Origin of the sequence: Mitsuaria sp. CC2, assembly GCF_048957715.1 — a bacterium.
Lineage (GTDB): Bacteria > Pseudomonadota > Gammaproteobacteria > Burkholderiales > Burkholderiaceae_C > Roseateles.
In genome coordinates this window covers 65,208-87,922 of sequence record NZ_JARVXN010000031.1, presented here as the reverse complement: position 1 = coordinate 87,922, position 22,715 = coordinate 65,208, and the positions used below count along the sequence as shown (strand labels likewise).

Genomic DNA, 22,715 nt, shown 5'->3' with positions numbered 1-22,715 from the left:
TAGCGCCCACCCGACCCCCGCCGGGCAGGCGATCACACGGGCGTGGCGCCGGCGTTGCGCACCGTCAACAGATCGCCGAGCCGGACGCGGCGGAGGAACTCCGAGCGGATCCGGTCCGCGACCGCGCTGACGACGTTGCTGCCGTCTTCCGAGGGATCGATGTGCACCCGGAAGGGGCGCTTGCCGAAGGGCGTGCCGACAACGTCCACCACGGCGCGGGCCACCTCGGTGGGATCCGCGTCGGCGGGTTCGGCGGCGGCCAGGTTGGTCATGATCTCCTGCGCCAGGCCTTGCGTCGGCCCGCGGTCGTAGGCGGCCGCCCGCTCAATGTCGCCCGGCGAGCCCGAGTGCACGAAGTGGTTGGTGCCCTTGGTGAAGGCGCCCGGGACGACGATCGCCGTCTCGATGCCCCAGCGCGCCAGCTCGCCCGCGTAGCTGACGGCGACCGCGTCCATCGCCGCCTTCGCCGCGAAGTAGGGCGCCAGGTAGGGCGGCGTGCCGCCGCGCGTGCTGCTGCTGCCGATCCACAGCAGCAGGCCGCGGCCCTGCCGGCGCAGCTGCGGCAGCGCCGCGCGGTTGACCCGCTGCGCGCCGATCACGTTGACGTCGTAGAGCTGTGCGTACTGCTCGGGCAGGAAGGCTTCCGCCGGGCCGAAGGCCATGTGGCCGGCGTTGTGCATGACGACGTCGAGCCGGCCCTGCTCGGCGACGATGCGGGCGATGGCGGCGTCGGACGAGTCCTGCGACTGGACGTCGAGTTCCAGCGCGTGCAGCCTCACGCCGTGCTCGCGGGCATAGGCGTCGACGGCGGCGACCTGCGGCGCGTTGCGGCCCTGCGTGGCGCGCATGCTGGCGTAGACGATGTGGCCGGCGTCGGCCAGCGCGCGGGCGCTCATGGCGCCGAAGCCGCTCGAGGCGCCGGTGACGAGGATGACCTGGGAAGAGGGGGTCGACGTGCTCATGACAATGCTCCGGAAGGAAGGGACTGAGGAGAAGACTGGGGCGATGACGGGCGTGGGACTCAGGCGAAGCCGCCGTTGGACCGCAGGACCTGGCTGTTGATCCAGCCGCCGCCCGCGCCGACGAGGAAGGACACGGCGTTGGCGATGTCCTCGGGCGTGCCCAGGCGCTCCAGCGGCGCGACCTTGGCGACGCTGTCGATCTGCTCCTGCGACTTGCCCTTGAAGAAGAGCTCGGTGCCGACCGGTCCCGGGGCGACCGCGTTGACGGTGATGGAGCGGCCGCGCAGCTCGTTGGCCAGCACGTGCACCAAGCCTTCGACGCCGGCCTTGGACGCGATGTACGGGCCGTAGTTGGGGAAGGACTTGGCGATCACGCTGGTCGACAGCGCCACGATGCGGCCGCCCGTGGCGACCTTCTCGGCGGCGTGCGCCAGCACCAGGAAGGCGCCGCGCAGGTTGGTGTCGATGACCTGATCGAAGGTCTCCAGGCTGGACGGCTTGATCGCGCCCATCGGCATCACGCCGGCGCTGTGCACGACGGCGTCGAGGCGGCCGTGGCGGCGCAGCGTTTCCTCGAAGAGCGCGGCGACCTGGCCGGCGTCGGACACGTCGGCCTGCACGGCGGTGGCGCGGCCGCCGGCGGCTTCGATGGCGGCGACGGTCTCCTGGGCCGCGGCGGCGTTGCCGGCGTAGTTGACGACGACGGTGAAGCCGTCGGCGGCCAGCCGCTTGGCGATGGCCTGGCCGATGCCGCGCGAGCCGCCGGTGACGAGGGCGGTGCGGAAACCGCGATCGGTCGAGATCGGGGTCGAAGAGGAGGAGGACGAGGAGGAAGAGGAGGGGGTGGTCATGGTTCGCTCCAAGGGGTTGTCGAAAGTCGGGGGGAAGGGGGTGAAGGACTTCCGGGTTGCGATGGAACGAATTCTGGTTGTTGATCTGATCCGGAAAAAGGCGTGAAAATTGGCTTGTCAGTTCAACCTGACTCAACAAAAGCCTGAGAGGATGCGGGAATGGACCGATTCGAGACCCTTCAGCTGTTCACCCGGATCGTGGAGCTGCGCAGCTTCACGCAGGCGGCCGCGCACCTGGACATCCCCCGGGCGACGGCCACGCACGCCATCAAGGCGCTGGAGGCGCGACTGGGCACGCGGCTGCTGGACCGGACCACCCGCGACGTGCGGCCGACGCTGGACGGCCAGGCGTATTACGAGCGCTGCGTGCTGGTGCTCAACGAGCTGGACGATGCCGAGGCCTCGCTGAAGCAGGTGGCGTCGAATCCGCGCGGGGTGCTGAGGGTGGACATGCACGGGGTGCATGCGTCGCAGATCGTGCTGCCGCGCATCGACGAGTTCCGCGAGCGCTTCCCGCAGATCGAGCTGGTCGTCAGCGGCGGCGACCGCCTGGTGGACCTGGTCCGCGAGGGCGTCGACTGCGTGCTGCGGGCAGGCACGCCGCGCGATTCGACGCTGGTGGCGCGCAAGCTGGCGTCCATGCCGCAGGCCATCTGCGCCAGTCCCGAATACCTCGAACGCGCCGGCACGCCGCGGCATCCCGACGATCTGCCGTGGCATCAGACGGTGCGCTTCTTCGCCAGCGGCGGCGGCGTGGACTACCCGCTCGAACTCATCGTGGACGGGCAGTTGAGGCGTTACGCACTGCCGGGCTGGATCTCGGTGAACGACGCCCAGAACTACCACGCCTGCGCGCTGCGCGGCTGCGGGCTGATCCAGGTGCCGCGCTACCACCTGGAGCCCGACCTGCGGGCCGGACGGCTTGTCGAGGTGCTGCCGGAATGGCAGAGCCCGCCGATGACGCTGTCCGTGCTCTACCCGCAGCACCGGCAGCTGTCGCCGCGCGTGCGGGTGTTCGTGGACTGGCTGGCGCAATTGTATGCGGAGCGCTTTCCGGAACCGTCCACGGTCGCGTGAGGACGAGGGACTGACGTACGCGCGACGACAGCGGTCGCCGGACGGAGCGGGATACTCGGCATCATGTCCGGCGATCACCAAGCACCGAATCCACCCTCCGCGCCACGCAGCGACAACGACGCAAGCGGCCCCGGCGACACCAGCGCCCCCGGCGACCCTCCGGCAGCTGCGCACGCCGACCCGGACTTCCTGTCGGCGGTCCGCGATGACCTGACCGACTGGCGCCAATGGCTGGCCCGCGCCGTGGTCCTCGGATTCGCCGTGGCGGCCGGGCTGGCGGTCGTGGCCTTCACCTGGGTCAGCGAGCAGGCCATGGCGGGCTTCTCCGCCGTGCGGGCCTGGTCGCCCTGGGCCCCGCTCGTGTGGACGCCGGTGTGCACGGCGGGATTGGTGTGGCTGACCCGACGCTTCGTGCCGGGCGCCGCGGGTTCCGGCATCCCTCAGGTCATGGCCGCCTTGTCGCCCAAGGTCGATGCGGCCCGGCAAGGGCTCTTCGTGTCGCTGAAGCTCAGCGCCGCAAAGCTGTTCCTGGTGTCGGGCGGCCTGCTCGGGGGGCTGGCCATCGGCCGCGAGGGCCCGTCGGTGCAGATCGCCGCGGGGGTCATGCAACATGCCCAGCGGTGGCTGCCCCGGCGATCGCCGCTCAATCACGACGGTCTGCTGGTGGCTGGCGGCGCGGCCGGCATCGCCGCGGCCTTCAACGCGCCGCTGGCCGGGGTGATGTTCGCCATCGAGGAACTCACCCGCAAGATCGAACAGCGCAGCAGCGGGCTGATCATCGCGGCCATCGTGCTCGCCGGGCTGATCGCCGTGTCGGCGTTCGGCAATGCCAGCTACTTCGGCCGCCTGAAGGTGGACCACCTCACCTGGTCCCACCTGCTGCCCGGACTGCTGACGGCCGTCGGGTGCGGACTGGCCGGCGGCGTCTTCTCGCGTCTGCTGCAGCGCAGCCTGCTCGGAGGAACCGACCGTTTCAGCCGGTGGAGAGCCCGTTTCCCGGTCCGCTTCGCCTTCGCCTGCGGTCTGGCCATCGCGGTCCTCGGACTGGTGAGCCACGGCGCCACCGACGGCAGCGGCTACGACTACACCCGCGGCCTGGTGGAAGGCCACCTCGACCTTCCGGTGCTCTACGTCACGCTGCGCATCGTGGCGACCTGGCTCGCGGTCTGGTCCGGCGCGCCCGGCGGGATCTTCGCGCCCTCGCTGGCGATCGGCGCCGGCATCGGCAGCGACATCGCCCAGCTGACCCACACGGGTGAGGGTGCTGCGGTCATGATCGCCATCGGCATGACGGCCTTCCTCGCGGCGGTGACGCAAGCGCCCGTCACGTCCTTCATCATCGTGATGGAGATGGTGGACGGCCATTCGATGGTGTTGAGCCTGATGGCGGCCGCGTTGCTCGCCAGCCTCGTGTCGCGCTGGATCAGCGTGCCGATCTATCACCGGCTGGCGCAGACGCAGCTCGCGAGGCTGCCGGCATTCGTTGACCCGGCAAAGGTGGTACGTGACAGGCCGTGAGCGAGCCTGAGGGCATTGGGCTCGCCGAAGCCGACGATGTTCTTTGCGATCAGGACGCGGACGACTACCGGACCGAAGGCGACGAGTGCCTAGGGCGGCTCTGCAGGCAAAGGAATCTGGATCACATCCGTCAACTGTCGATGGCTGACGCCAAGGCCTTGGCGATTGCGCTTGACCGCGGCTACAGCCTGGCGACCGATGAATGGCCCTTGCGAGAGTTCTCGCAGTTCGTGGAGCCTGACGAGAATGGCAGTCGCATCATCGTCCTGTCCAGTCTGCTGCAGCCAGCTTGACTTTCATATCGATGCTGTATTACTGTACTGATACACGCTGACGATGCCGTCGGCGCCTGCACGCCGATGGACGCCGACCTTCTCTTCAGCATCAACCCGGGCTCCTCCGAGCCGATCTACCGCCAGCTGGTGGAACAGCTGCGCCGCCGCATCGCCAGCGGGCAGCTGGTGGCGGGCGAGGAGATCCCCTCGGTGCGCGAACTGGCGCAGGCGCTGGCGGTGAATCCGATGACCGTCTCCAAGGCCTTCGGGCTGATGGAGGCCGAGGGGCTGGTGGAGCGCCGCCGCGGCTTGCCGATGGTGGTGGCGGCCCAGCATCAGAAGGCGATGAAGACGCGCGGCCGCGTGGAGCTGCTGCGCCCGGCGCTGGAGAAGGCCGCCGCCGAGGCGCGACAGCTGGAGCTGCCGCCGGATCAGGTGCTGGCGCTGTTCAAGGCGCTGCTCGAGGACCAGGGAGAGATGCGATGACGCACACGCTGACGCAGACACTGCACGAGACGCTCGATCACACGATGCCGATCAGCCCGGCGCAGAGCCGGTCGCTGGCCGATGGCGCGCTCGACGCGCCGCCGGTGAGCGCGAGCGGTCTGCGCGTCGACTTCAAGGGCCAACCGGGCGTGCTCGCGAACCTGGACTGGACGCTGGCGCCGGGGCAGGTCGTCGGGCTGCTGGGCCGCAACGGCGCCGGCAAGACCACCCTGCTGGAAACGCTGCTGGGCCTGCGCGAGCCGCAAGCCGGCGAGGTGCGCCTCTTCGGCCAGCCGGCGCTGATACCCGACGACGCACTGCGCGCGCGGCTGGGCTATGTGCCGCAGCAGTCGGCGCTGTTCGAGGACTTCAGCGCCGGCGATCTGCTGCGCTACTTCCGCAGCTTCTATCCGCGCTGGAACGACGCCAAGGTCGACGGGCTGATGTCGCGCTGGGAGATTCCGCGCGACCGGCGCGTCGGGCAGCTTTCGCAGGGGCAGCAGCAACGGCTGTCCATCATCCGCGCGCTCGCGCACGAGCCCGATCTGCTCGTGCTCGACGAGCCCGTCGCCAGCCTCGACGCCGCGGGACGGCGCGACTTCCTGCGCGAGCTGGTCGACCAGGTGCTGGACCGCGGCACGACGGTGCTGTTCTCGACGCACATCCTGTCCGACCTGGAGCGCGTGGCCTTCAACGTCGCATTCCTGAGCCGCGGCCGCATCGCGCTGCATGCGCCGCAGGATGCGCTTGCGGAGGAGATCCGCCTGCTGTCCGGCCCGGTGGGCCGGTTGCAGGCCGCGGTCGACGCGCACGGCGGCCAGGTGCTGGGCCGGCGCGATCTCGGCGAACGGCCGCGCTGGCTGGTGCGGTTCCCCGACGGACGGCTGCCGCAGGGTGACGCCGCGATGCGCTGCGAGGCGCTCAGCCTCGAAGACCTCTTCCTGGAGCTGACGCAGTGAACGCCGCCATGCATGGCGCCATGCGCACCGTGCTCCCGTCGCCCGGCATCGGCGGCCACGCCGCCGTGCTGCGCGCGATCGGCCGGTCGCTGCGGCGCATCTGGTGGTTGCTGCTGCCGCTGGCCGCCGTCACGGGACTGGCCTCGATCAAGTCCGCCTCTGCGGCCGGGGGGGCGTTCTGCATCTCGACTGCGGTCCTGCTGCAGTTCGCGTGGTGGGTCTGCGGCAGCTCGCTGACGGCGCAGAACCATCCCGACGCGGCGCGCCTCGTGCCCGGGCATGTGCGCCAGCTGCGCCAGGTGGCAGTCGCCCTGTTCCTCGTGCTCGCCGTGGCGGACGGGTTGTTGATGCACGCGGTGTTCGGCCACTTCCTGATGTTCACGATGATCGCGGGCGCCGCGATGGTCTGCTTCGGCATCCCGCTGCGCTGGCCGTGGGCCTGGTTCGTCGTCTGGGTCGTTCCGTGGTTCGTCGGTCCGTTGTTCCCCGACCTGGTTCTCTGGCGCGACGTGAAGGCCCTGATGCGCGACTGGTACGCGCAGCAGCCGCTGTCGCAGGCGGCCGTGTGCATGCTCGCGATGACCGCCCTGGTGTGGTGTCTGCTGCAGGACGGCGGCGCGGCGCATCGTCGCTACTTCCGCGCGACGCGCCAGCTTCGGGACATGTTCGCGATGAAGGGCGCCGCCAGTGCCTGTCCGCCGCGGACCCGACTCGGTCGCGTGCTCGCCAAGCCGTTCACGTGGGGGATGCCGGCCTGGCGCGAGCATCTGCTGCGCACGGCCCAGCCGACGGTTGACAGCGTGCTCGCGCGCGCCGAGACCGCCGCCATGCGCGGCGCGCATTGGTCGTCCATCCTGAGCGCTGCCGCCTTCGTCTTCCTGCTGCTGCTGATCGCGGAATTCGCGGCGTTGTTCTGGTTGCCGGAGTCGCGGGCGACGAAGGTCCTGCAAGGCGCGCTGCCGGGGAGTTCGCTCGGGGTGATGTGCGCGCTGTTCGGCCCGATGCTGGGCGCGACCACGTCGCTCTATCGCACCCGCGCCGAGCAGTCCCTGCTGGTGCTGGTGCCGGGCATGCCGCGCGGCGAGGCGATGAACCGCGTGATGGCGCGACGGCTGCTGAAGCAGTTCTTCGCCGTGCTGGGCTTCGGCGCAGTCACGCTCCTGCTGATGATGGCCCTCGTTCCCGGCGAATGGCCAGGCGACCTGCCGGTCATGGGCCTGTACTTCGCGGCCACCGCGGTGCCGGGCGGCCTGCTGCTGTGGGTGGACTGGTCGCGCCAACGTGAGCCGGGCGCGGCGCAGTCGGTCACCATGATGCTGGGCATGATGCTGGCGATGGGGATGGGTGTGGCGGGCCAGCGGCTCTTCGACCTGACGCCCTGGCACATCCTGGCCGTCAGCGCACCGCTGACCGTGGCCCTGGGGTTCTGGCGCTGGCGCGCGGTGCGCCGCATGGCGCCGTTCTGGCCGGTGGGTCGGCACGCCGGAGACTGAGTCTTCCGACGTAGACGTGGCGGGGTTTTACGCCCACCGTGATGTCCTGAGACAGGGGCGGGATGCATCCTCCAGCCAGCGTATTCGAACAGACCGTTTCCAAGCCACGATTGGACAGCTATCGCAACTACTGGAAGGTAGGTGCGGAAGAAGCGGTTGGCCTGGCGCGCACGTCGCTGAGCCGAATGCCCTCAGCACGCTCGCGCTTCGGCAGCAGTTCGCCGCGGTAATCAGGCGAAACCGCCCCGTCCGCCTCCTCGATCAGGCCGGCGAAGGCTTGTTCATTCCCGCGTAGATCTCTTTCGGCTCAGATCGGCAGCTCCGTGTAATACCGGCCGCCGTGGAAGATCAGCGGCTGCGCGAGTTCGGCCTGGGTGCAGGCCTCGACCTCGCCGACGAAGATGACGTGGTCGCCTTCCTCGTACTGGCTGCGGTTCGCGCATTCGAAGACCGCCGCGCAGCCTTCCAGCACCGGCGCGCCGCCGCAGCCCTCGCGGAAACGCACGCCGGCGAAGCGGTCGATGTCGCGCGTGGCGAAGCGTTGCGCCAGTTCCTTCTGGTCGGCCGCCAGGATGTTGATCGCGTAGTGCGAGCCGCGGCTGAACACCGGCATCGAGCCGGCCCGGCGCGCCAGGCTCCACAGCACCAGCGGCGGCGACAGCGACACTGAGTTGAACGAGTTGGCCGTCAGGCCGACCAGGGTGCCGTCTTCCGCCCGCGCGGTCACGATGGTGACGCCGGTGGCGAACATGCCGAGCGCCGCGCGGAAGGCCTGCGGGTCGAGCGGCGAGGTGGCGCAGGTCGGAGACGGCGTGATCAGTGGCGACTGGGACATGATGACCAGGATTGTCGCCTGCCTAGAATCCCGCCATGGTTGATACAGATTTCTCCACCGACGCCGATGTCCACCTCCCCTCGGCGCCCGCTGACGGCTTCGGTCGATGCGATTGCCTTCGTTGCGGCAAGGAAGGCACGCCGCGCCACCCCGCGCGACGCCTGTTCACCGGCCTGATCGCCACCGGCGGCGCGCTGGCGCTGGCGCCCGCCTGGGCGCAGGACGGCGTCGACGTCGGCAAGCAGAGCCGTTTCACCAAGCTCATCTCGGCCGAGCAGGTCGAGGCCGCCGCCCAGAAGCAGTACGCGCAGATGATGCAGCAGGCCCAGGCGCAGAAGGCGCTGGCGCCGGCCAACTACGCGCAGGTGGTGCGCCTGCGCGCGATCGCGCAGCGGATCATCCCGTTCACCGGGACCTGGAACGACCGCGCCCGGCAGTGGCGCTGGGAAGTGAACCTGATCGGCAGCAAGGAGCTCAACGCGTTCTGCATGCCGGGCGGCAAGATCGCGTTCTATTACGGGATCCTCCAGCAACTGCAGCTGAGCGACGACGAGGTCGCGATGATCATGGGTCACGAGATGGCCCACGCGCTGCGCGAACACGCCCGCGAACGCATGGGCAAGAACATGGCGACCAACGGCGCGATCCAGCTGGGCGCGGCGATCTTCGGGCTCGGCGACCTCGGCCGGGGCGTGGCCAACATCGGCGGGCAGCTGCTGTCGCTGACCTTCAGCCGCGAGGACGAGAGCGAGGCCGACCTGGTCGGCATGGAGCTCGCGGCCCGCGCCGGTTACGACCCGCGCGCCGGTATCACGCTGTGGGAAAAGATGGGACAGGCGAGCAAGGGCGCGCCGCCGCAGTTCCTGTCCACGCACCCGTCCGGCCCGACACGGATCCGCGACATGGAGCGCACGCTGCCCCGCGTCCAGAACCTGTACGCCCGCGCGCCCAGGCCGGAGCAGCGCTTCCAGCCGCCGGCGCCGGCCAAGTCCTGATCGCCGCCTTTCGGGCCCCGATGGCTCGAAAGGTCGATGTCATGGGGCTTCCCTACGGTTAGGTGCTGGCACAGCGATTGCCGAGGCCGCCCACGAGGTCCACACTTGGCCTCGTCCACCTGAGGGTCCACATGCCGGGTCAGGAGCCACCGCACGGCTCGGGTGCAAGCCCCGCACCCGAGGAAGGCGTCGCGCACGTCGGGGCGGCGCTCGACTACGTCACCGACGCGGTGATCCTGCTCGAGCACGACTGGACCATCGAGTTCGTCAATGTGGCCTTCGAGCGCGCCAGCGGCCGCCAGCGCGAGGCCCTCATCGGCAGGGACTACTGGTCCACGCTGTCCGGCGCGATGGGCGAGCGCTTCGACGTGGAGGCGCGATCGGCGATGCAATCGCGCGCCGCCCACATCTACGAGGAATTCAACGCCCGCCTGAGCAAGTGGTTCGAGTGTCGCGCCTTCCCCTGCGAGCACGGCCTCGTGGTGCTGTTCATCGACATCACGATGCGCAAGGCGGACGAACTGACGCGGGTCGATTTCGAAGAGAAGCTGGTGCGCATCCAGCGGATGGAGTCGCTGGGCACGCTGGCCGGCGGCGTGGCGCACGACTTCAACAACATCCTGGCGGCCATCCTGGGCCACGCGGGGATGATGCTCGACGAGCTGCCGGCGTCCTCGCCGCTGCGCGGCCACATGCAGCAGATCAAGCGGGCCGGCGACCGCGCCCGCGACATCGTGCAGCGCATCCTGGCGTACGCGCGCGGCAGCAGCCATGAGCTGTCCAAGCACAAGCTGCGCCCGCTGGTGGAGGACAGCATCCAGCTGCTGCGCTCGACGCTGCCGGCCTCGGTGATGCTGACGGTGGACCTGCACGGCGACGACTGCGTCGCGACGGTCGATCCGGCGGAGGTGCAGCAGGTGGTCCTCAACCTTTGCACGAACGCCTGGCAGGCGATGCCGGGCGGCCACGGGCAGCTGCATGTGGCGCTGCGCGCGGTGCACTTCGACGTGCCGCATGCCTTCGCGATCGGCCGCGTGGCCCCGACGGATTACGCGGAACTCAGCGTCCGGGACGACGGTCACGGGATGGAGGAAGACGTCGCGAAGCGCCTGTTCGAACCCTTCTTCACCACCAAGCCGCGCGGCCAGGGCACGGGGCTGGGGCTGCACATCGTGCACGGCATCGTGCACTCGCACGGCGGTGCGATCGACGTGAAGTCGCGGCCGGGGATGGGCACGGTGTTCTCCATCTACCTGCCGGTGGTGGGCAACGAGACGGCCAGCCTCGACACGGCGGCCCTGGCGAAGGTGGCCGATCCGGGGCTGGGCGAGCATGTGCTCTACGTCGACGACGATCCCATCGTGCTGATGATGGTCGAGGCGCTGTTGAAGAAGGCGGGCTACGACGTGCGCACCTACGAGGACCCGACCGCGTGCCTGGCCGACATCGAGAGCGGCGGGGTGCCGGTGCAGCTGCTGATCACCGACTTCAACATGCCCGGCATGAACGGGCTGGAGCTGGCGGTGGCGGTGCGCGAGACCCTGCCGACGGTGCCGGTGATCGTCACCACGGGCTACATCGGCGACGAGCTGACCGACGCGGCCGATCGCATGGGCGGCGTGGCGGTGCTGCAGAAGGAGCGCAGCTTCGAGGAGCTGGTCGAACTGGCCGCGCTCGCGTTGCGCGGCTTCCCGGAGTCGCGCTTCCTGGACACGGGCCTGTCGCCGCTCTGATGCGCAGCGGCAGCCGTTGTCAGCCCCAGCGCCCGCCGACGAAGGGATTCGTGCGGCGTTCTTCGCCGAAGCTGCTCTCGGGACCGTGGCCGGGGACGAAGACGGTGTCGTCGCCCATGGGCCACAGGCGCTCGTTGATGGAGCGGATCAGCGCGGCGTGGTCGCCGCCGGGGAAGTCCGTGCGGCCGATGCTGCCGGCGAACAGCACGTCGCCGACGAAGCAGCGTTTGGCGCTCGCGGAGTGGAAGACGACATGGCCGGGCGTGTGGCCGGGGCAGTGGCGCACGGTCAGCGTCTCGTGGCCGATCTGCACGGTGTCGCCGTCCTCGAGCCAGCGCGTGGGCGTGAACATCTCCGCCGGCGGGAAGCCGAACATCGCGGACTGCTGCGGCAGTCCGTCGATCCAGAACTGGTCGCCCTGATGCGGCCCGATGATGGGCAGATCGCGCATCCGCGCGAGCTCGCCGGTGCCGCCCGCGTGATCGATGTGCGCGTGGGTCAGCCAGATCGCCTTCAACGTCAGACCGAGGCGGTCGACCTCGGCGAGCAGGCGCGGGATCTCGCCGCCCGGATCGACGATCGCGGCTTCGCGCGTGACGTCGCACCAGACGATGGAGCAGTTCTGGCGGAAGGGGGTGACGGGGACGGTCTGGTCGCGGAGGGGCATGGGTCGATACGAAAGCTCGACCCGATTATCAGATGCGACGACCGGGCGGCCGTCATGCCTTGCCGAGCCGCTCCTTCGCCAGCCTCGTGCCCTCCGCCAGCGCCTGCAGCTTGCGCCACGCCACGTCGCGTCCCATGGGGGCCAGGCCGCAGTTCGTGCACGGGAACAGGCGTTCCTTCGGCACGAAGGCCAGCGCGCGGCCGATGGTGTCGGCCACCTCCTCGGGGGTTTCGACGACGTCGCTGGCCACGTCGATCACGCCGACCATCACGTCCTTGCCGGCCAGCAGCTTCATCAGGTCGGGCGGCACATGGGAGTGGATGCATTCCAGGCTCACCTGGTCGATGCGGCTGCGCGCGAGCGCGGGGAACACCGTCTCGTACTGGCGCCATTCATCGCCCAGGGTGCTCTTCCAGTCCGTGTTGGCCTTGATGCCGTAGCCGTAGCAGATGTGCACGGCCGTCGTGCAGGTGAGGCCCTGCGCCGCGCGTTCGAGCGCCTGCACGCCCCAATCGGCGGCGTCCTTCATGTAGACATTGAAGGCGGGCTCATCGAACTGGATGATGTCGACGCCATCGGCCTGAAGCGCCAGCGCCTCCTGGTTGAGCAGTTCGGCGAAGGCGAAGGCCAGCTTGACCTTGTCGCCGTAGAAGCGGTCCGCCACGGTGTCGACGATGGTCATCGGGCCGGGCAGGGTGAACTTCAGCTTCTTCTTCGTGTGCGCCCGCGCCAGCTGCGCCTCGAAGGCATGCACGCGCCCCTTCAGGCGCAACGCCGACACCACCTGCGGCACCATCGCGTCGTAGCGGTTGTCGCGGATGCCCATCTTCACCTTGTTCTCGAAGTCGATGCCGTCGACCTGTTCGAGGAAGCCGTGCACGAAATGCTGTCGCGACTGCTCGCCGTCGCACACGATGTCCAGGCCGGCGTCTTCCTGGGCCTTGATCCACAGCAGGGTCGCATCGGCCTTGGCCTGACGGAGCGCATCGCCTTCAGCCCGCCATTGAGGCCAGAGCTTGTTGGTTTCGGCCAGCCAGGCGGGTTTGGGCAGGCTGCCGGCGATGGAGGTTTCAAACATCAGGGATTTCCTTTCGGGCGAAGACGGGTGCGGCGAGTGATCCCGCCATTCATTCGGATTCGGTGGGTGAGTCGGTGGGTGACTCGGCGGCTTCAAGCGGTGGGCTGGAGCGCGGCTTCAGCCGCCCATTGGTCGAGGACGTGCCGGTAGGGCTTGATGAACTGCTCCTCCGCGAATTTCCCCTGCTTGACGGCCAGCTGGCTGCGCTCTTCCCGGTCGTAGACGATCTGCGTCAGCGAATAGTCCTGATGCTTCAGGCTCGGCTGGTAGAAATGACCGGCGGCCGAATTGGCGTTGTAGATCTCGGGGCGGTAGATCTTCTGGAACGTCTCCATCGTGCTGATGGTCCCGATCAGTTCCAGGCTCGAGTAGTCGCCCAGCAAGTCGCCGAAGAAGTAGAACGCCAGCGGGGCCACGCCATTCGGCGGCATGAAGAACCGGACCTGCATCCCCATCTTCGCGAAGTACTGATCCGTCGACGACGGCTCGCTCTGCTGGTATTCGACGCCCAGCACGGGGTGAACGTTCCCCGTCCGTCGATAGGTCTTGCTGGTCGAGGCACTGATGCAGATCACCGGCGACTTGTCGAACCGCGCCTGGTAGGCGTCGGAACCCGCAAACTGCTTGAACAACTTGCCGTGCAGGTCGCCGAAGCCTTCGGGCAGTCCGAATTCCGGGCGGTCCGCGTTGTACGCAGGGAGCAGGACGCTGAAGTCGTAGTCGCGCACGTAGGAGGAGAAGTTGTTCCCCACGATGCCGTCGAAGCGCTGGCCGGTCCTCCTGTCGAGGATGGTGGGCTTGAGGATCTCGATCAACGGGAATGCCGCATCGCTGCCCTGGTGCTCGATGGTCATCTCGACGGAGATGATCTCGAGCTCGACCGTGTAGCGGTCACGCGTCGGGTTGTCCCAGGACGCCAGGTCGTTGAAGCGGTTGTCGATCATGCGCAGCGTGTTGCGCAGGTTCTGGCGCCGACTCTCGCCACGCGCCAGATTGGCGAAGTTGGTCGTGATGCGCGTGCTGTCCGACGGCTGATAGTCCTCATCGAAGCGGAGGCTCTTGAGGCGGAAGGCGAAGGCTTCGGTCATGGCAATGGCGTGAGCGGGTTTCCGGGAGACGAGTCGATCGCGGTGTCAGGCCACCGCCATGTCCTCGGCCTGAGGGGGCGTGACGGGGCGCGTCAGGTCGATCAGCGGCAGGGCCCGTCGGACCGCCAGGGCGGCCCGCTCAAGCAGGGCCTCGTCGCGCGGGCGGTGGTCGACGAAATCCTTGTCGGTCGCGTACACGCCCAGCGGCAGGGCGCGCGCTTGGAAGAAGCTGAACAGCGGCCGCAACTGGTGGTCGATCACCAGGGCATGGCGATCGCTGCCGCCGGTGGCGGCCAGCAGCACCGGCTTGTCGATCAGGGCGTCCTGGTCGATGAAGTCGAAGAAGTGTTTGAACAGGCCCGTGTAGGCGCCGCGGAAGACCGGCGTCGCCACCACGAGGACGTCTGCCTGCTCGACCGCGAGCAGCGCCCGCTCCACGGCGACGGGCACCTGGGAGCGCCAGACCGAGCCGGCGAAGTGCGGTGCCAGCGGACCCAGTTCGATCAGGTGCTGTTCGCCGGGGACCTGTTCGGCGATCAGGCTCAGCAGGTGTTCTGCGAGGGCGGCCGACCGGGAGGGGCGCTGCATTCCGCCAGAGACGGCGACGAGGCGGAGAGGACGTGTCATGGAGGCGGATGCTAGACAGCGGTGACCATGACGTAAAATGGTCAATTCTCACCAATCCATGAAAACGGCTCATCTGAATGCTGGAACGTATCCACCTCAGCATCGTTCAGCAGGTCGAGAAGCAGGGGTCCTTGACGGCCGCCGCTGGCGTGCTGCATCTGACCCAGTCGGCCCTGAGCCACAGCATGAAGAAGCTGGAGCAGCAGCTCGGCACCGACATCTGGTGGCGAGAAGGCCGCAACCTGCGTCTGACGCAGGCCGGCCAGTACCTGCTGGCCGTGGCGAACCGGGTGCTGCCGCAGCTGGATCTGGCCGAGGAGCGCCTGGGCCAGTTCGCGCAGGGCGAGCGCGGCGCGCTGCGCATCGGGATGGAGTGCCACCCGTGCTATCAGTGGCTGCTGAAGGTGGTCTCGCCGTATCTCGCCGCCTGGCCCGACGTGGATGTGGACGTGAAGCAGAAGTTCCAGTTCGGCGGCATCGGCGCGCTCTTCGGCTACGAGATCGACCTGCTGGTCACGCCTGACCCGCTGTTCAAGCCGGGACTGAGCTTCGTGCCGGTGTTCGATTACGAGCAGGTGCTGGTCGTGGCCAAGGGCCATGCGCTGGCGTCGGCGAGCTACGTCAAGCCTCAGCAGCTGACGCAGGAGGTGCTGATCAGCTACCCCGTGGACATCGAGCGGCTGGACATCTACAGCCAGTTCCTGCTGCCGGCCGGCGTCACGCCGCGGCGTCACAAGGCCATCGAGACCACGGACATCATGGTGCAGATGGTGGCCAGCGGCCGCGGCGTGGCCGCGCTGCCGCGCTGGCTGGTCGACGAATACGCGGCCAGGATGGACGTGGTCCCGGTGCGGCTGGGGCCGCGCGGCATCCCCAAGCAGATCTTCCTGGGGGCCCGCGAGGCGGAGGTCGCCATCGACTACGTGAGAGCCTTCATCGACCTGGCCCGCCAGCCGATCGCCACCTGACCCCCGGTCGCGCTCACGGCCCCGGTCCCACGGTCAGTACCTCTCGCTGAAGGTCAGCGTGCCGTCGTTGATGTCGTTGGTAACGTAGCCTCCGGTGGTCGCGTAGCGCCCGGAATACTGGCTGCCCACGAGCAGGCCGTCGGGCGCGTCCGGCTGACCCGTGAATCAATTCTCAGACGAGCACGCAGTGCGCGACCGCGCCGAAGTGGCATCCGCTGCCGGCGACGACGAACAGGTGCCAGATGCCGTGGGCGTGGCGGCTGCAGCGCGGATTGGCGAAGAAGTAGGTCCCGACGGTATACGCGCCGGCGCCGGCGATGAACAGCGTGACGCAGGCCGCCGGCAGCTGCTGCAGCGCGGGGACGCACACCATGGTGGCGAGCCAGCCGAGCGCCAGGTACACCTTGAGCATGGGTCGTTCGATGTTGCCCCACACGGTGCGTCGGATGCCCCACAGCGCCACGAGCCAGACGGTCGCCAACGCGACCCAGCGCCACCAGCCGTCGCCGGTCAGGACGGCGAAGGGCGTCATCGTCCCGGCGATCAGCAGGAAGATCGCGCAGTGGTCCAGGCGGGTCCATAGACCTTGCTGTCGACCACGGGTGCTGTGGCAGAGCGTGGAGGCCGCGAACAGCGCGATGAGCGCCGCGCCGAAGACGCAGACGACGGCGAAGCGCCGCCCGCTGCCCGTGGCCAGCGCCTCTTTCGCCAGCCATGCGACCGCGGGGAGGGCGGCCAGCAGACCCAGAAGGTGGGTGCCGGCGTTCAAGCGTTCGCCTGGGTACATCGCTGCTTTCAGCGGGAAGGGAGGACCCAGCCTAGCCAGTTCATGTGACGGGCGTACGTCTCCTCCGTTGCCGCCCGGTCGACGCCCGTTGTCGCCCGCCGTTCAGGTCGGAATCACGAACGCCCGCAACTCGACCATCAGCCCATCGCGGAAGCGCCAGACGGCGGCATAGGCGTTCTGACGTGCAGTTCCTCGTCCTCGTGATGCAGCGGCGCGGCGATGGTGAAGTAACGCAGAACGTCCTTCGCCGCGTCCCTCGCCTGCGTATTGCAGCCCTGTGCGGCCACATGCGCCCCGATGCGTTCGAGCAGGGTCAGCGTGCGCGTCATGCGCTCGTGGCACGCGGCCATCAGCACGTAGGGCTCGTCGAAGCCCGCGGCCGGTGAAGCGTGCAGGAGCTTCGTCACTCCAAATAGTGCCCCATCCGCTTGCGCTTGGTCTCGAGGTAGCGCTCGTTGTGCGGGTTCGCCGCGATGCGCAGCGGCACCAGCGCCTCGACCTCGACGCCGCCTTCGACCAGCGCGTCGCGCTTCTGCGGGTTGTTGGTGATCAGCCGGACGCTCTTCACGCCCAGCAGGCACAGGATGTCGATGGCGTCGGCGTAGTCGCGTTCGTCCTCGGCATGGCCCAGGCGCAGGTTGGCGTCGATGGTGTCGACGCCGGCTTCCTGCAGCGCGTAGGCGCGCAGCTTCTCGACCAGGCCGATGCCGCGGCCTTCATGACCGCGCATGTAGATGACGATGCCGCCTTCGTCCTTCAGCAGGTCCAGCGCGCCCTGCAGCTGCGGGCCGCAGTCGCAGCGCAGCGACTGGAAGACGTCGCCCGTCAGGCATTCGCTGTGCACGCGCAGCAGGCCGCCGCGCTCCTGCAGCGGACCGACCGACAGCACCAGATGCTCCGAGCCCGTCGCCGGGCTGCGGAAGGCCCGCGCCTGGAAGTCGCCCAGCGTCGACGGCAGGTGCACCACTTCCCACTCGGTCGCCCCTTGCGTCCCCAACGGGATCTTCTCGCAGTGATTCACAGCCATCTCTCCAGCTTCGCCTCGGCGCCTTCGCGGACCGCCGGGTGGTGTCGTTCGTTCATGTCGTGCGATGCGCGCCCGTCGAGTCGACGGCGCGTCCGTGCAAGTCCAGCAATTTAACCCGTCTCAGGGAAAACGCGCTGTCCCGAGGTGGAGAGCCCTCTCGGTCGCGGTGGCCTGGGCATGCAAAATCGGCCGCACCGACACCGCCCCTGGGACGCCCATGACCGCTCTCCCGCCCGCCGCCGCGCCCGCGCCGGATTCCTCGCCTCCATCGATGGCGACCCTGCCCACCCCGCGCTTCGACGAGTTCCCGCGCTACGACGCGCTGACGCAACTGCTGTTCAGTTACGCGCAGGCCTGTCCCAACCTGCTGTCGGTGCGCTCCCTCGGCAAGAGCTTCGAGGGCCGCGAGATCTGGGTACTGATCCTGACCAACACGGCGACCGGCGTCGACGTCGAGAAGCCGGCCTTCTGGGTCGACGGCAACATCCACGCCGCCGAGCTGACCGCCTGCACCACCTGCCTGTACTACCTGCACGAGCTGCTGAGCAAGTACGGCACCGACCCGCAGGTCACCCACCTGCTGGACACGCGCACCATCTACATGGTGCCGCGCCTGAATCCGGACGGCGCCGAGCTCGCGCTGGCGGACCGGCCGCGCCATATCCGTTCGTCGACGCGTCCGTATCCGTTCGACGAGGAACCGGTCGAGGGACTCAGCGTCGAGGACATCGACGGCGACGGACGCATCCTGACGATGCGCGTCCCCGACCCGCACGGCGGCTACAAGAAGCATGCGGACGACCCGCGGCTGATGGTGCCGCGCCAGCCCGGCGAGTTCGGCGGCGAGTACTACCGCCTGATGCCCGAGGGACTGGTCATCAACCACGACGGCTTCAGCATCAAGGTCAACCGCGACAGCGAAGGCCTGGACCTGAACCGCAACTTCCCGGCCGGCTGGCGGCAGGAGTTCGAACAGGTCGGCGCCGGTCCGTACCCGACCAGCGAGCCCGAGGTGCGCGCGATGGTGGACTTCATGGTCGGCCATCCCAACATCGGCGCGGCGATCAGCTTCCACACGCACAGCGGCGTGATCCTGCGACCCTGCGGCACGCGCAGTGACGACGAGATGCCGCCGGAGGACCTCTGGGCCTTCCAGCGCTTCTCCAAGCTCGGGGAGCAGCACACCGGCTACCCGGCGGTGAGCATCTGGCACGAGTTCAAGTACCACCCCAAGGAAGTGATCACCGGGACGCAGGACTGGGTGTACGAGCACCTGGGCGCCCTGTTCTGGGTGGTGGAGCTCTGGTCGCCCAACAAGGAGGCGGGCATCACCGGCTACAAGTGGATCGACTGGTTCCGCGACCATCCGGTGGACGACGACCTCAAGCTGCTGAAGTGGAGCGACGAGCACTGCGACGGGAAGGCGCATGTCGAGTGGACCTCGTTCATGCATCCGCAGCTGGGGCCGGTGGAGATCGGCGGCTGGGACAAGATGAACTTCTGGAGAAATCCGCCGCCGCATCTGCGCGAGCGGGAGGCGGCGCGCTTCCCGGCGTGGATGAACCAGATCGCGCTGAGCCTGCCGAGGCTGGAGCTGCTGCGCACGGAGGTGCGCGCGCTGGGACCGGATACATGGCGCGTGCGGATGGCCGTGGGCAACAGCGGCTGGCTGCCGGCCTACGTCACCAAGCAGGCGCTGGCGCGCAAGCAGACGCGCGGGGTGATGTTCGAGATCTTCCTGCCGGTGGATCCCGAGGTCGGGCTGGTGAGCGGCAAGCCGCGGATGGAAGGTCCCCAGCTGGAAGGGCATGCGCCGAAGCAGACGCAGCTCGCGTTCCTGCCCGAGCGGGACATCACCGGCGATCGCGCCTACGGCGAGTGGACGGTGAGAGCGCCGAAGGGAACGCGGATCAGCCTGGTCGCGTGGGCGGATCGGGCGGGCACCGTGAGAACCGAAGTCACGTTGGACTGAGCACTGCGGGAGAGGGTAGGGGTGAGGGTCGGGTCAGTGCCTCGGCTCGTTCTTGTCCTGCTCAGCCGCGGCGAGGACCGCTTCGCGCCAGAGACGGGCGGGAATGAACGTCCGCAGCTGCTCCATCGCGCGCTCGATGAGCGCCGGATGCAGTTCATGACCGACGTTCGGGAGCACATCCGCCGTGATGTCCGCGCCGAGCGACATCAGCTCGCGTGCCGCGTTCAACAGCGCCGGGTAGGGCAGTTCGCCGTCGTCCTTGCCGTGCAGCAGATGGATGGAGACATCCTTCGGCGCATGCTGCGGCCAGTACGCAAACGCCCCGCCGAAGGCGAGCACGCGCCCGGCCAGCTGCTCTTCCTGCTGCAGCGCTTCCAGCGCCAGGATCGCGCCCTGCGAGAACCCGCCCAGCGCCACCCGTCCCCACGCCAGACCGAGTTTCTCCGCCCAGCCGCGCACCAGTGCGACCAGCGTCGGCACGGCCGCGTTCAGACGGAGGGCCTTGAGCGCGTCGTCGCCTTGCTCGGAATACCACTGGAAGCCGGCGCCGCCGCCCGGGATCGCGTCGAAGGGCTCGAAGCCCTCCAGCAGCACCAGCGCGGCCAGCGGGTACTGGCGATGCAGCGCCTCGGCGAGCGGGCGCATCTGCTCGGCGTCGGCGCCGGCACCGTGCAGCAGCACGAACAGCAGATCGGGAGCTCCGTCCTTGGGGAGCAGCACATGGGCTTGGGTCATGGGCCCGATTGTCCGTCACGTGGTGTCGATGCGCTCCAGCGCGGCCCGGATATCCGCGGCGTTCGTGGGCCTGACCAGGCGCTCCACCTCCTGCCCGTCGCGCATGAAGATCAGCGTCGGCCAGAGCTTCACCTTGAAGGAGCGCCCCAGTGCCTGGCCCTTGCCGTCCTCGACCTTGATGTGCTGGACCATCGCGTGGCGGCCTTCGAAAGCCTGCTCCAGCAGCGGCTGCGCGGACTCGCAGATGGGGCACCAGGAGGCGCCGAACTCCACCAGCAGCGGATGTTCCTTCGACAGCGTGTCGACGGCGTCGCGGATCGGCTCGGTCAGCGCGTAATGGGGATTCATCGGCATGGAAAAACTCCTTGATCTGCAGGCTCCGCGGGCTGCCCCGACCGCGCCGGTCACGTCGGTCACGCCGCCGCGCGGCGCAGGCTCATCTCGAACACCACCCCGTCCGGCACATTGAATGCCCGGATGCTGCCATCCATCTTCGCCAGGTAGGTCTTCGCGACGAAGAGCCCCTGGCCTCGGCGTTCCCCGTTGACCTGCGGGGCGGTGTCGGAGACGCCGTATTCGAAGATCTGTTCCAGCATGGGGCCTTCGATGTGCGGGCCCTGGTTGCGGATCCGCAGCAGCACGACACCCGGCCCGCCCGCTGCCAGGGTGATGGCAATGGGCGTGCCTTCGGGCCGGTAACGGTCAGCGTTGCGCAGCACGTGGGTGACGGCGTCCTCCAGCGCATAGGCCTCGGCGTGGACGGGCTGCGGTTCGGGCAGCGCGGTGTCGAAGCTCACGTGATCGATGCCGGCGTAATGCGCGTTCGCGGCCACCTCGCGGCAGAAGGCCGCCAGATCCAGCGCCTCCGTGTGCAGGTCGGCCGAAGCCAGCGCCTCGCTCGGCGGCGCGCTGCCATAGAGCACCTTCACCGCCTGCTGCATCCGCTGCACGTAGCGATGGCTGGGATCGTCGCCCGCGCCGTGCAGCACCATCAGCGACTGCAGCGGCGACATGATCTCGTGGCCCACCGCATGCCACATCTCGCGCTCGCGTTCGGCCCGCAGCTGCTCGCGGCGCAGGCCGTCCTTCACGCGGGTCAGCGCGTCGGCCAGGCTGCCGGCGAGGATCCCCAGTTCGTCGCGACCGCGCAGGTCGGCCACGTCGAGCTCGCCGATGCGCTGCTCCGCGCGGGCGTCCTGCATGTTGTAGGAGACGGCGGCCGCGCGCTTCGTCAGCACCGCGATGCCCCGGATCAGCCCCAGCTCCACCATCAGCCACGCCAGCCCGACCGCGGCCAGCATCGCCGCCGCCAGCCACGCCAGCGGGCGCGCCTCCAGTGCCAGCTGGCGGTCGAGGCTGCGCAGGTCGCCGCGCAGGTCGAGCCGGTAGCGGCCGCTCGGCGTGGCCACCTCGTCGTTCGCGGTCAGCCAGCGGATCTCGGCCGCGTCCGTGCCGGCGCCCACGCCCAGGATCTCGCCCTGCACCGGCAAGCGCCGCATCACGTGGATCAGCCAGGGGAGCGCGCGCTCCGGCAACTCCGGCCCGCGACGCTCGGCGAGCGTCGTCGACTGCTGGCCCAGACGCTCGATGCGCAGCGTCTCGCCCGGCTGCAGCGACGCGCCGATCTTGTCCAGCGACAGCGCGAGCGACGCGCCGGGTCGGGCGCTGTCGAACAGCGATGCCGACTCGACGGGGGGCTCCGCCGGCGCGAGCAGCTCCACCCGGACGCGCATCTGGTCCAGGTCCGCCGGCGGCCACACCGGCCGTGCGCGACGGCCGGCGTCGTCGAAGAGCGCATCCTGGAATGCTTCCACAGGCAGCCGGATCGAATAGAAGGTGCGCCGCGCGCAGTCCGGCCCGCGGCTGCCTTCGGCGCACGGCCCCTCGCGCCAGAGCCAGCCGCGGAACTCGCGCACCGGCCGCGCCTTGCCGGGCAACTGCGGCCCCGCGCCGGGGAAACCGGTCAGCCGGCCGCGCTGTGTCCCGTCCGCCGAGGCGGCGCCCTCGAACGGCGCGATCCAGGTCTGCGTGCCGCCGCGCGCCTTCACGGTCACGCGCGCGCGGTGCACGCCGCCCAGGTCCAGCGCGCCGTGCTCCCGGCCGGCCAGCGGGCCGCTTTCCAGGCTGCCGACCAGGTACAGGAAACCGCCCGCATAGGCGTTCGCGCCGACGGCGGCGCACAGGCTCGAGCCGTCGGGCCATCGCAGGCCGCAGCCGGCCATCTCCACGGCGCGCTGCGCCTTGTTCTGGTCGTCGAAGTCGATGGCCGAGAACGGCAGCAGCACCGGCGCCTGGCCGTCGCGGTCGCCCGCGCCCATGGTCGGATTGAGCAGCGCCAGCTGCCCGCTCGGATGGCGCAGCTGCAGCACGATCTCGGACAGCGATTGGCGGAAGCCTTGCGCGTAGCGCTGGTAGGCGCGCTCCTTCTGGTCGGTCAGCACGGTCAGCACCAGGCCGACTGTCGCCAGTGCCAGCAGCAGGAAGGCCAGGTGAACCACCGCGCGACGTCGGAACGCCGCCAGGCCCAGGCGCGGCACGACCAGCGCGGGCAGCTCGACCGGTCCGAGCCTCATGCGGCGCCC

The 22,715-nt window shown here is 69.2% G+C and carries 23 protein-coding genes; 10 read left to right on the top strand and 13 right to left on the bottom strand.

The window, feature by feature from the left end:
- Positions 1-32: 32 nt before the first annotated feature.
- Entirely contained in the window at positions 33-962 is a 930-nt protein-coding gene (locus PV762_RS20850) for an SDR family NAD(P)-dependent oxidoreductase (protein WP_421036916.1), read from the bottom strand.
- A gap of 59 nt (positions 963-1,021) precedes the next feature.
- Positions 1,022-1,813, bottom strand: coding sequence for an SDR family oxidoreductase (locus PV762_RS20845; RefSeq protein ID WP_421036915.1), 792 nt, complete (start codon positions 1,811-1,813; stop codon positions 1,022-1,024).
- A gap of 159 nt (positions 1,814-1,972) precedes the next feature.
- Here PV762_RS20845 and PV762_RS20840 point away from each other — a divergent pair, with 159 nt between their 5' ends.
- The 6 genes from PV762_RS20840 to PV762_RS20815 all read left to right on the top strand — a co-directional run bounded on the left by PV762_RS20840 (position 1,973) and on the right by PV762_RS20815 (position 7,621).
- On the top strand, positions 1,973-2,890 hold the full coding sequence (locus PV762_RS20840; RefSeq protein WP_421036914.1) for a LysR family transcriptional regulator: 918 nt from the start codon (positions 1,973-1,975) through the stop codon (positions 2,888-2,890).
- 63 nt (positions 2,891-2,953) lie between these two features.
- On the top strand, positions 2,954-4,408 hold the full coding sequence (locus PV762_RS20835; RefSeq protein WP_421036913.1) for a chloride channel protein: 1,455 nt from the start codon (positions 2,954-2,956) through the stop codon (positions 4,406-4,408).
- Positions 4,405-4,701 carry a hypothetical protein gene (locus PV762_RS20830; RefSeq protein WP_421036912.1) on the top strand — a complete coding sequence of 99 codons (297 nt, stop codon included), beginning with the start codon at positions 4,405-4,407 and terminating at the stop codon, positions 4,699-4,701. Before PV762_RS20835 ends, PV762_RS20830 begins: the two co-directional genes overlap by 4 nt.
- 66 nt (positions 4,702-4,767) lie before the next feature.
- Complete coding sequence (locus tag PV762_RS20825; RefSeq protein ID WP_421036911.1) at positions 4,768-5,169, top strand: GntR family transcriptional regulator; 402 nt, start codon at positions 4,768-4,770, stop codon at positions 5,167-5,169.
- On the top strand, positions 5,166-6,128 hold the full coding sequence (locus tag PV762_RS20820; RefSeq protein WP_421036910.1) for an ABC transporter ATP-binding protein: 963 nt from the start codon (positions 5,166-5,168) through the stop codon (positions 6,126-6,128). Before PV762_RS20825 ends, PV762_RS20820 begins: the two co-directional genes overlap by 4 nt.
- Positions 6,129-6,148: 20 nt before the next feature.
- On the top strand, positions 6,149-7,621 hold the full coding sequence (locus PV762_RS20815; protein WP_421036909.1) for a hypothetical protein: 1,473 nt from the start codon (positions 6,149-6,151) through the stop codon (positions 7,619-7,621).
- Positions 7,622-7,928: 307 nt separating this feature from the next.
- On the opposite strand, the gene PV762_RS20810 is transcribed toward PV762_RS20815, so the two are convergent.
- On the bottom strand, positions 7,929-8,456 hold the full coding sequence (locus tag PV762_RS20810) for a flavin reductase family protein (protein WP_421036908.1): 528 nt from the start codon (positions 8,454-8,456) through the stop codon (positions 7,929-7,931).
- Between the two features lie 35 nt (positions 8,457-8,491).
- On the opposite strand from PV762_RS20810, the gene PV762_RS20805 reads away from it, so the two are divergent.
- Complete coding sequence (locus PV762_RS20805; RefSeq protein ID WP_421036907.1) at positions 8,492-9,451, top strand: M48 family metallopeptidase; 960 nt, start codon at positions 8,492-8,494, stop codon at positions 9,449-9,451.
- A 131-nt stretch (positions 9,452-9,582) separates the two neighbouring features.
- Positions 9,583-11,184, top strand: coding sequence for a hybrid sensor histidine kinase/response regulator (locus PV762_RS20800; RefSeq protein ID WP_421036906.1), 1,602 nt, complete (start codon positions 9,583-9,585; stop codon positions 11,182-11,184).
- 19 nt (positions 11,185-11,203) lie between these two features.
- On the opposite strand, the gene PV762_RS20795 is transcribed toward PV762_RS20800, so the two are convergent.
- The 4 genes from PV762_RS20795 to msuE all read right to left on the bottom strand — a co-directional run bounded on the left by PV762_RS20795 (position 11,204) and on the right by msuE (position 14,644).
- Positions 11,204-11,851: an MBL fold metallo-hydrolase gene (locus PV762_RS20795; RefSeq protein WP_421036905.1), complete on the bottom strand. Its 648-nt coding sequence runs from the start codon at positions 11,849-11,851 to the stop codon at positions 11,204-11,206.
- A gap of 52 nt (positions 11,852-11,903) precedes the next feature.
- Positions 11,904-12,929 carry a methionine synthase gene (locus tag PV762_RS20790; RefSeq protein ID WP_421036904.1) on the bottom strand — a complete coding sequence of 342 codons (1,026 nt, stop codon included), beginning with the start codon at positions 12,927-12,929 and terminating at the stop codon, positions 11,904-11,906.
- A 92-nt stretch (positions 12,930-13,021) separates the two neighbouring features.
- Positions 13,022-14,017: a DUF1852 domain-containing protein gene (locus PV762_RS20785; RefSeq protein WP_421036903.1), complete on the bottom strand. Its 996-nt coding sequence runs from the start codon at positions 14,015-14,017 to the stop codon at positions 13,022-13,024.
- A gap of 45 nt (positions 14,018-14,062) precedes the next feature.
- Positions 14,063-14,644, bottom strand: coding sequence for an FMN reductase (gene msuE, locus PV762_RS20780; protein ID WP_421036902.1), 582 nt, complete (start codon positions 14,642-14,644; stop codon positions 14,063-14,065).
- Positions 14,645-14,721: 77 nt separating this feature from the next.
- On the opposite strand from msuE, the gene PV762_RS20775 reads away from it, so the two are divergent.
- Positions 14,722-15,612: a LysR family transcriptional regulator gene (locus PV762_RS20775; protein ID WP_421036901.1), complete on the top strand. Its 891-nt coding sequence runs from the start codon at positions 14,722-14,724 to the stop codon at positions 15,610-15,612.
- Positions 15,613-15,784: 172 nt separating this feature from the next.
- Here PV762_RS20775 and trhA read toward each other — a convergent pair whose 3' ends face one another.
- The 3 genes from trhA to ribA form a co-directional block, all read right to left on the bottom strand.
- Positions 15,785-16,381 (bottom strand): PAQR family membrane homeostasis protein TrhA, encoded by a 597-nt coding sequence (gene trhA, locus PV762_RS20770; protein WP_421036900.1) that lies wholly within the window; start codon positions 16,379-16,381, stop codon positions 15,785-15,787.
- A gap of 155 nt (positions 16,382-16,536) precedes the next feature.
- The gene (locus PV762_RS20765; protein ID WP_421036899.1) at positions 16,537-16,806 is read right to left on the bottom strand and encodes a hypothetical protein; all 270 of its coding nucleotides are present in this window, start codon (positions 16,804-16,806) and stop codon (positions 16,537-16,539) included.
- Positions 16,803-17,426, bottom strand: a complete 624-nt coding sequence (ribA, locus tag PV762_RS20760) for a GTP cyclohydrolase II (protein WP_331614064.1) — start codon at positions 17,424-17,426, stop codon at positions 16,803-16,805. The genes PV762_RS20765 and ribA overlap by 4 nt, the downstream gene beginning before the upstream one ends.
- A 217-nt stretch (positions 17,427-17,643) precedes the next feature.
- Here ribA and PV762_RS20755 point away from each other — a divergent pair, with 217 nt between their 5' ends.
- Positions 17,644-19,398 (top strand): M14 family metallopeptidase, encoded by a 1,755-nt coding sequence (locus tag PV762_RS20755; protein WP_421036898.1) that lies wholly within the window; start codon positions 17,644-17,646, stop codon positions 19,396-19,398.
- 33 nt (positions 19,399-19,431) lie between these two features.
- Here the strand turns inward: PV762_RS20755 and ypfH are convergent, their stop codons facing one another.
- From ypfH to PV762_RS20740, 3 genes are read right to left on the bottom strand one after another with little or no spacing between them, the layout of a single operon-like run.
- Positions 19,432-20,133 carry an esterase gene (ypfH, locus tag PV762_RS20750; protein ID WP_421036897.1) on the bottom strand — a complete coding sequence of 234 codons (702 nt, stop codon included), beginning with the start codon at positions 20,131-20,133 and terminating at the stop codon, positions 19,432-19,434.
- A 15-nt stretch (positions 20,134-20,148) separates the two neighbouring features.
- On the bottom strand, positions 20,149-20,487 hold the full coding sequence (locus PV762_RS20745; protein WP_421036896.1) for a thioredoxin family protein: 339 nt from the start codon (positions 20,485-20,487) through the stop codon (positions 20,149-20,151).
- Positions 20,488-20,546: 59 nt separating this feature from the next.
- Entirely contained in the window at positions 20,547-22,706 is a 2,160-nt protein-coding gene (locus tag PV762_RS20740) for an ATP-binding protein (RefSeq protein ID WP_421036895.1), read from the bottom strand.
- Positions 22,707-22,715: the final 9 nt, after the last annotated feature.

Excerpts from the sequence above, each read along its gene's own strand:
- PV762_RS20850 (WP_421036916.1), bottom strand. The coding sequence starts at position 962 with ATGAGCACGTCGACCCCCTCTTCCCAGGTCATCCTCGTCACCGGCGCC.
- PV762_RS20845 (WP_421036915.1), bottom strand. The coding sequence starts at position 1,813 with ATGACCACCCCCTCCTCTTCCTCCTCGTCCTCCTCCTCTTCGACCCCG.
- PV762_RS20840 (WP_421036914.1), top strand. The coding sequence starts at position 1,973 with ATGGACCGATTCGAGACCCTTCAGCTGTTCACCCGGATCGTGGAGCTG.
- PV762_RS20835 (WP_421036913.1), top strand. The coding sequence starts at position 2,954 with ATGTCCGGCGATCACCAAGCACCGAATCCACCCTCCGCGCCACGCAGC.
- PV762_RS20825 (WP_421036911.1), top strand. The coding sequence starts at position 4,768 with ATGGACGCCGACCTTCTCTTCAGCATCAACCCGGGCTCCTCCGAGCCG.
- PV762_RS20820 (WP_421036910.1), top strand. The coding sequence starts at position 5,166 with ATGACGCACACGCTGACGCAGACACTGCACGAGACGCTCGATCACACG.
- PV762_RS20815 (WP_421036909.1), top strand. The coding sequence starts at position 6,149 with ATGCGCACCGTGCTCCCGTCGCCCGGCATCGGCGGCCACGCCGCCGTG.
- PV762_RS20810 (WP_421036908.1), bottom strand. The coding sequence starts at position 8,456 with ATGTCCCAGTCGCCACTGATCACGCCGTCTCCGACCTGCGCCACCTCG.
- PV762_RS20805 (WP_421036907.1), top strand. The coding sequence starts at position 8,492 with ATGGTTGATACAGATTTCTCCACCGACGCCGATGTCCACCTCCCCTCG.
- PV762_RS20800 (WP_421036906.1), top strand. The coding sequence starts at position 9,583 with ATGCCGGGTCAGGAGCCACCGCACGGCTCGGGTGCAAGCCCCGCACCC.
- PV762_RS20795 (WP_421036905.1), bottom strand. The coding sequence starts at position 11,851 with ATGCCCCTCCGCGACCAGACCGTCCCCGTCACCCCCTTCCGCCAGAAC.
- PV762_RS20790 (WP_421036904.1), bottom strand. The coding sequence starts at position 12,929 with ATGTTTGAAACCTCCATCGCCGGCAGCCTGCCCAAACCCGCCTGGCTG.
- PV762_RS20785 (WP_421036903.1), bottom strand. The coding sequence starts at position 14,017 with ATGACCGAAGCCTTCGCCTTCCGCCTCAAGAGCCTCCGCTTCGATGAG.
- msuE (WP_421036902.1), bottom strand. The coding sequence starts at position 14,644 with ATGACACGTCCTCTCCGCCTCGTCGCCGTCTCTGGCGGAATGCAGCGC.
- PV762_RS20775 (WP_421036901.1), top strand. The coding sequence starts at position 14,722 with ATGCTGGAACGTATCCACCTCAGCATCGTTCAGCAGGTCGAGAAGCAG.
- ribA (WP_331614064.1), bottom strand. The coding sequence starts at position 17,426 with ATGGCTGTGAATCACTGCGAGAAGATCCCGTTGGGGACGCAAGGGGCG.
- PV762_RS20755 (WP_421036898.1), top strand. The coding sequence starts at position 17,644 with ATGACCGCTCTCCCGCCCGCCGCCGCGCCCGCGCCGGATTCCTCGCCT.
- ypfH (WP_421036897.1), bottom strand. The coding sequence starts at position 20,133 with ATGACCCAAGCCCATGTGCTGCTCCCCAAGGACGGAGCTCCCGATCTG.
- PV762_RS20745 (WP_421036896.1), bottom strand. The coding sequence starts at position 20,487 with ATGCCGATGAATCCCCATTACGCGCTGACCGAGCCGATCCGCGACGCC.
- PV762_RS20740 (WP_421036895.1), bottom strand. The coding sequence starts at position 22,706 with ATGAGGCTCGGACCGGTCGAGCTGCCCGCGCTGGTCGTGCCGCGCCTG.